The 6,293-nt window shown below is 73.9% G+C and carries 5 protein-coding genes and 1 pseudogene; all 6 read left to right on the plus strand.

The genetic code is table 11. The annotated features are described in order from the left end of the window. Positions 1 to 83: 83 nt before the first annotated feature. The 6 genes and pseudogenes from BJF83_RS20090 to BJF83_RS30645 all read left to right on the plus strand — a co-directional run bounded on the left by BJF83_RS20090 (position 84) and on the right by BJF83_RS30645 (position 5,925). Positions 84 to 560, plus strand: a complete 477-nt coding sequence (locus BJF83_RS20090; protein WP_075927548.1) for a DUF1772 domain-containing protein — start codon at positions 84 to 86, stop codon at positions 558 to 560. Between the two features lie 98 nt (positions 561 to 658). After that, on the plus strand, positions 659 to 2,149 hold the full coding sequence (locus BJF83_RS20095; protein WP_143832002.1) for an MFS transporter: 1,491 nt from the start codon (positions 659 to 661) through the stop codon (positions 2,147 to 2,149). A 5-nt stretch (positions 2,150 to 2,154) separates the two neighbouring features. Further along, on the plus strand, positions 2,155 to 3,237 hold the full coding sequence (locus BJF83_RS20100) for an acyltransferase domain-containing protein (RefSeq protein WP_262391699.1): 1,083 nt from the start codon (positions 2,155 to 2,157) through the stop codon (positions 3,235 to 3,237). A gap of 125 nt (positions 3,238 to 3,362) precedes the next feature. Then, positions 3,363 to 4,949, plus strand: coding sequence for a multicopper oxidase family protein (locus tag BJF83_RS20105; RefSeq protein ID WP_143832003.1), 1,587 nt, complete (start codon positions 3,363 to 3,365; stop codon positions 4,947 to 4,949). A gap of 65 nt (positions 4,950 to 5,014) precedes the next feature. After that, positions 5,015 to 5,644, plus strand: a pseudogene (locus tag BJF83_RS20110) (NADP-dependent oxidoreductase); the annotation flags it as partial. Between the two features lie 176 nt (positions 5,645 to 5,820). After that, positions 5,821 to 5,925, plus strand: a complete 105-nt coding sequence (locus BJF83_RS30645; protein ID WP_316042322.1) for a zinc-binding dehydrogenase — start codon at positions 5,821 to 5,823, stop codon at positions 5,923 to 5,925. Positions 5,926 to 6,293 lie beyond the last annotated feature (368 nt).

Below are 6,293 nucleotides of genomic sequence, written 5' to 3' on the forward strand. Positions count from 1 at the left end.
GACCCCCGTTCCAGACGCGTGCGACGCCAGGGTGGGTTAGTGGGGGCGACCGGAATTCGCGGAAGGGAGACGCGGTGTCGCCGATGGTGGTGCAGGTACTGGGACAGATACTCGGAATCGTCGCGGTCCTGGGAAGCGGGATCGTCGCGGGGGTGTTCTTCGCGGTCGCGGTGAGCGTGCTGCCCGCCGTCGAGGTGATGCCGATGGGCTCCTACATCGAGCTGCACAAGCGGCTCGGCAAGGGCTACCACCCGTCGATGCCGTTGGTGGTGTCGGCGGCGGCGGTCTCCTGCCTGGCGCTCGTCTTCCTGGCGCCGACGGTCCCCGCTCGGGCGCTGTTCGGCGCGGGGCTGGCGATGCTGGTCGGGGTCCAGGTGGTGTCGCAGTTCGGGAACGTGCCGATCAACAAGCGGGTCAACGGGGTCGACCCGGACGACCTGCCCTCGGGCTGGGCCGATCCCCGGCCGTCGTGGCGCGGGTGGCACCGGTGGCGCACGGTGTGCGCGCTGGGCGCCCTGCTCGCGACCGCCACCGCCGCGACCCTCCCGCCGACCCCGTGAGCGCGGACGCGAGCGGGCACGCGGGTCCGGGCGGGGACGATCGCACGAACCCCGGTGCGCGTGTGCGCGGTGTCGCGGGTGGTGCCCCCGGCGCGGAAGTGAGCCCGAACGAGAACCGGGACGCGTCCGCGAGCGGGAACGAGGGCACGAACACCAGGACCGCCGGGCGCACCCGGGCCGTCCTGGCCACCGTCCTGACGGCGGCCTTCATGACGCAGGCGGGGGTCACCGCCGTCAACGTGGCCGTGCCCGCGATCCAACGGGAGTTCGCGGTCGGCGGCGCGGTGATGCAGTGGATCCTCGCCGGGTACACCCTTCCGTTCGCGCTGCTGCTCATCACCGGCGGCCGACTCGGCGACATCCTCGGCCGCCGGCGGGCCTTCCTGGCCGGGGTGGTCGGATTCACCCTCGCCTCGCTGCTCGCCGCCCTCCGCCCCGGACCCCGCCACGCTGCTGGCGCGCGGGTCCTCCAGGGCGCCTCCGCGGCCGTGGCGGGTCCGCAGGTCCTGGCCGTGCTGCGCTCGGCCGTCCCCCGGGAGCGGCGCGGGGCGGCACTCGGCGCGTACGCGGCGGTGATCGGGCTGGCGACGGTCGGCGGACCGGTCCTGGGCGGCGTGCTCGTCCAGTTCGCGCCGTTCGACCTCGGCTGGCGGGCGGTCCTGGCGGTGAACGTGCCGCTTGGGCTGCTCGTGGCCCTGGGCGGGCTCCGCCTGCCCGAGGCACGGTCCCGGGGCGGGGCCGGACTGGACCCGCCGGGCGTGCTGCTGGGCGGCACCGCGTTGCTCCTCCTGCTCTACCCGCTGGTCGGCGGCGCCCAGGCGGGCTGGCCGTGGCACATGTGGGTCATGCTGGCCGCGTCGGTCCCGGCCGTCGTGCTGTTCGCGGTCGCCGAGCGCCGCCGGGAGCGCGCGGGCGGGCTCCCGCTGGTGCCGACGGGGCTGTTCGGTAACCGGGTGTTCACCGCCGGACTGCTGGTCACGGCGGTCACGGCGGCGCTCGTCGGCGGGTTCTTCCTGGTCTTCGTGGTCTTCCTCCAGAACGGCGCCGGTCTCTCGTCGGGCGCGACCGGTCTGCTCGTGTGCCCGTGGGCGCTCGGAACCGCCGCGGTCTCCGGGCCCGCGATCCGGTGGGCGCGCGGCCACGGGCGCCGCGTGCTCATGGCCGGGGCCGTGGTGATGACCGGCGGGATGGCCGTCCTGGCCGCCGTCGTGCGCACCGGACAGACCGATCCCCCACCCCTGCTCGTCGCCCCCGTCCTGCTCGTCGTGGGCGTGGGGATGGGACTGGTGAGCGCGCCGATCATGGACGTCGTCCTGGCCGTCCTCCCCGAGGCCGACGCGGGCGCAGCCGCCGGTGTGTTCACCACGTTCAAGCAGGTCGGGGCCGCGTTCGGGGTCGCCGCCGTCGGCGCGGCGTTCTTCGCCGTGCTCGGCGGGCCCGACGGGCCGCCGTCCGCCCACGTCGCCGCGATGACCGCCGTCGTCGCCTGCGAGATCGCGGGCTGCCTGCTCGTGTGGGCCCTGCTCTTCCTGATGCCCGCCAGAGAACCCGTCCGCGTGCCCTCCGGCGCCGACACCCCGAGGAAGTGATGGAGATGACCCGACCGATCGCGCTGATGTTCCCCGGCCAGGGGGCCCAGCAGGTCCTGATGGCGGCCGGGCTGTACGGGCCCAACGCCGCCTTCACCGAGGCCATGGACGAGGCCTTCGCCCTGTTCGGGCCGGAGGGCGCGGCGATCCGCGCCGACTGGCTGGGCGAGGGCGGAACCGGAGGAAGGGCGGCCATGGATCGGTTCGACGATGTCACCCGCGCCCAACCCCTGCTCTACTCGGTCGGCTACGCGCTCGGCCGAGCCGTCCTCGACCTGGGACTGGAACCGGCCGCGCTCGTGGGACACAGCGTCGGCGAGCTCGTGGCGGCGACCCTGGCCGGGGTGCTGGACTTCGAGGACGGCGTCGCCCTGATCCGCGACCGGATCGACGTGCTCGCCGACAGCGCCCCCGGGGCGATGCTCGCCGTGGCCGCCTCCGCCGCCGACCTCACGCCGTACCTGCGCGGCGACGTCGTGGTCGGAGCGGTCAACGCGCCGTGGCAGACCCTCCTGGCCGGTCCCGCCGAGGAGGTCGACGCCGTCCGGGTCGACCTGCGCGCCAACGGGTTCACCTGCCGCCTCGCCCGGTCGCGCCAGGCGTTCCACAGCCCGGCGCTCGACGGTGCCGTGGAGGGCACGGTCCTCGCCTGGAGCCGGATCGACCTCCGGGCTCCCCGGCTGCCCGTCTACTCCGCGGGGCTCGGCGGGCCGCTGACCGCCGACCACGCCCGCGACCCGGAGTTCTGGGCGCGCCAGCTCTCCGGCCCCGTGCTGTTCTGGCCCGCCCTCGACCGGCTGCTGCGCGACCACGACGTCCTGCTGCTGGAGGCCGGAGCGGGGCAGGGACTGAGCGCGCTCGCGCGCCGGCACCCGGCCGTGGTCGAGGGGCGCAGCGCCGTCGTCCCCCTGCTTCCGGCCCGCCCGCGTGACGTCGCCGACGACCTGGCCGTGTTCGACGCGGCGGTCGAGCGCCTGGGCGCCGAGGGGCACGCGCCGCGCGTGCGGGCGGCGGTGGGCGGTCGCGCGTCTCGTGCTGGGGATGTAGCCGCGGACGGAGGCGTACGACTCCAGGCCCATCCGCAGTGACGACCGCCAGTCGATGACACCTCGTGACGGCCTTCCTAGCATCCGGAGGGGGCGCTGACACGGCCGGTGCGGCCGCGTGTCGGCCGCCCCCCGCCGGACGGCCACCGACAAGACATGGAGTGCCCATGAGTATGTCCCGACGCGACTCCCTGAGACTGGCGACGTTCTCGGCGGTCGCCGCGCCCCTGGCCGGTGCGGTCGTCTCGTGCGGGAACGGCACCGGGGGGAACGACAGCGGCAACGAGAACGAGGGCAGCACCGGTCGACTGCTGGAGAGCGCCGCCGACCTGCCCGAACCGGGTACCGTCCCGCTGCCGGTCCCGCCCGTGCTGGAGCCGCGGAGCAGTGACGCGGAGGCCGACTACTACGTGATCACCCAGCGGTCGGGGGAGGCGGAGATCCTCCCCGGCCTGATCACCGAGGTGTGGGGGTACGACGGGATCTTCCCGGGGCCGACGATCGTGTCGCGGACCGGGCGCAGGACGGTCGTCGAGCACCGCAACGACCTGCCCGTGCCCGTGGCCGTCCACCTGCACGGCGGCCACACCCCGCCCGAGCACGACGGGTACCCCACCGATCTGATCTTCCCCCGGAGCGGGTGGGAGAGCCGGTACGAGCTGCCGGGGGACACCACCGAGGGCAGCCGGGTCTACGAGTACCCGATGAACCAGCCCGCGGCCACGCTCTGGTACCACGACCACCGGATGGACTTCACGGGGCCGCAGGTCTACAAGGGGCTGGCCGGGTTCCACCTGGTGCACGACGACGAGGAGGAGGCGCTTCCCCTCCCCACCGGGGACCGCGACGTGCCGCTCATGATCTGCGACCGGGCCTTCGACGAGGACGGGTCGTTCCTCTACCCCGCGCTCTCCTCGGACCTGGTCAGCGAGCCCGGCGTCGCCAACCAGTACATGTCCGGCGTCCTGGGCGACGCCATCCTCGTCAACGGGGCGCCCTGGCCGTACCTGGAGGTGGCCGACGTCCGCTACCGGTTCCGCCTCCTCAACGCCTCCAACGCCCGCCGCTACCGCCTCGTGCTCGACCCGGCCCCCGAGGGGGTGGCGCCCTTCGTCCAGGTCGCCAGCGACGCCGGTCTCCTCGGCGCGCCGATCGAGCACGACGCGATCGTCACCGCGCCCGCCGAACGCTTCGACGTGATCGTCGACTTCTCCGGGTACTCCGTCGGAACCGAGGTCGTGCTTGTCAACGAGTTCGGCGAGGGGCGCACCGCCGAGGTGATGCGGTTCCGCGTCACGTCCGAGGCCCGGGACGACACCGAGATCCCCGACCGCCTGTCCGACTTCGTGCCGTTGACCCGCGAGTCCGCCGACGCCGAGCACCGCGCCCGGTTCTCGCGCGAGGCGCCCAACACCCACGGGCCCGGCCCCAACCTGTGGACGATCAACGGGCAGACGTTCTCCCCGGACACCGTCGACGCCCGGATCCCGCTGGACTCCACCCAGGTCTGGCGGCTCACCACCAACGTCCACCACCCGGTCCACCTGCACCTGGTGCGCTTCCAGGTGCTGTCACGCAACGGCGGCGCGCCCGGCCCGTACGACGCCGGGTGGAAGGACACGATCGACCTCGGCAGCGAGGAGGAGGCCGAGATCATCATGACGTTCAGCGGGTACCGCGGGAAGTTCGTGTACCACTGCCACAACCTCGAACACGAGGACATGATGATGATGGCCAACTTCGAGGTGACCTGAGGTGCCCCCGCGGTCGGCCACCGGGCCCGGCCGCTCCGCCCCCCGAGACCCGAGAGGGACATCCGATGCGAGCCGTCGCCTTCCACCGACCCGGCCCCCCCGACGTCCTGGAGGTGCTCGACCTCCCCGACCCCGAGCCCGGCCCCGGGCAGGTGCGTGTCCGCGTGCGTGCGGCCGGGGTCCAGCCCGTGGACACCGCGATCCGCCGGGGGGTGCGCCTCGGGTTCGAGGTGGCGTCGCCCCAGGTGCTGGGCAACGACTTCGCCGGGACGGTGGACGTCCTCGGCGAGGGAGTGACTTCAGTGGCCGTGGGGGACGCGGTGCTCGGCTGGTCGCTGATGGCCTGCTACGCGGAGTTCGTGGTCGTCGGCGTCGAACAGATCGTGCCCCGGCCCGCGGGGATGCCGTGGGAGCACGCCGGGGTGCTGGCGTCGTCCGCGCAGACCGCGCACACGGCACTGCGGACCCTCCGCGTCGGCGAGGGGGACACCGTCCTGGTGCACGCGGCCGCGGGCGGGGTGGGGACGTTCGCGGTGCAGATGGCGCGTGCGTGGGGCGCCGCGGTGCTCGGCACCTGCGGGGAGGCCAACGCCGACCACGTGCGGGCGCTCGGCGCGGTGCCGGTGCGCCACGGCGAGGGCCTCGCCGACGGGGTGCGCGCGGCGGCGCCCGAGGGGGTGGACGCGGCGTTGGACATGGTCGGCGGAGAGACGCTGCGGGTGTCGGTCGAGCTGGTGAAGGACCGGGAGCGGGTCGGGACGATCGTGGACTACCCGGGGGCGGCCGAGCTGGGCGCGTGGGGATCCGGTCGCGGCGGTCGGTCGAGCGGCTGCGGGAGATCGTGGAGCTGTACGAGCGGGGGGCGCTGCGGGTGCACGTGTCCCGCGCGTTCCCGCTGGAGGAGGCGGCCGAGGCGCACCGGGTGTCGGAGCTGCGGCGGACACGGGGGAAGCTGGCGCTGGTCATGGGGGAGTGAGGCGGGGTCCCGGTCGGGGAGTGTTCCCCGACCGGGGTCCGGTGTGCCCGCTGGTCAGCCGACGGTGTTCAGCGTGTCTTAGCGAGGAACCCCGGGGCTTCAGCCCCGGGAGGAATCGCCCCCAAGACTAGATGAGTGATTCCGATGTCTGAACTGGTTACGGACATGGCGAAGGGTGCCCGAGAGTCTTGCTGTGACACGAGACCTGGACACCCTTCTGACCGCACTCTACGCCTTCTGCGACGACCACGTCGTCGGACCCCGCAGGGTCGGCCGCCCACCCAAGCTCACCGACGCCGAACTGCTGTGCCTGGCCACCGCCCAGGTCCTGCTCGGCTTCCCCTCGATGCGGCACTGGCTGCGTTTCG

Origin of the sequence: Nocardiopsis sp. CNR-923, from assembly GCF_001942255.1 — a bacterium.
Classification (GTDB): Bacteria; Actinomycetota; Actinomycetes; order Streptosporangiales; family Streptosporangiaceae; genus Nocardiopsis.

Coding starts and splice junctions, on each gene's coding strand:
- BJF83_RS20090 (WP_075927548.1), top strand. CDS start 84: ATGGTGGTGCAGGTACTGGGACAGATACTCGGAATCGTCGCGGTCCTG.
- BJF83_RS20100 (WP_262391699.1), top strand. CDS start 2,155: ATGACCCGACCGATCGCGCTGATGTTCCCCGGCCAGGGGGCCCAGCAG.
- BJF83_RS20105 (WP_143832003.1), top strand. CDS start 3,363: ATGAGTATGTCCCGACGCGACTCCCTGAGACTGGCGACGTTCTCGGCG.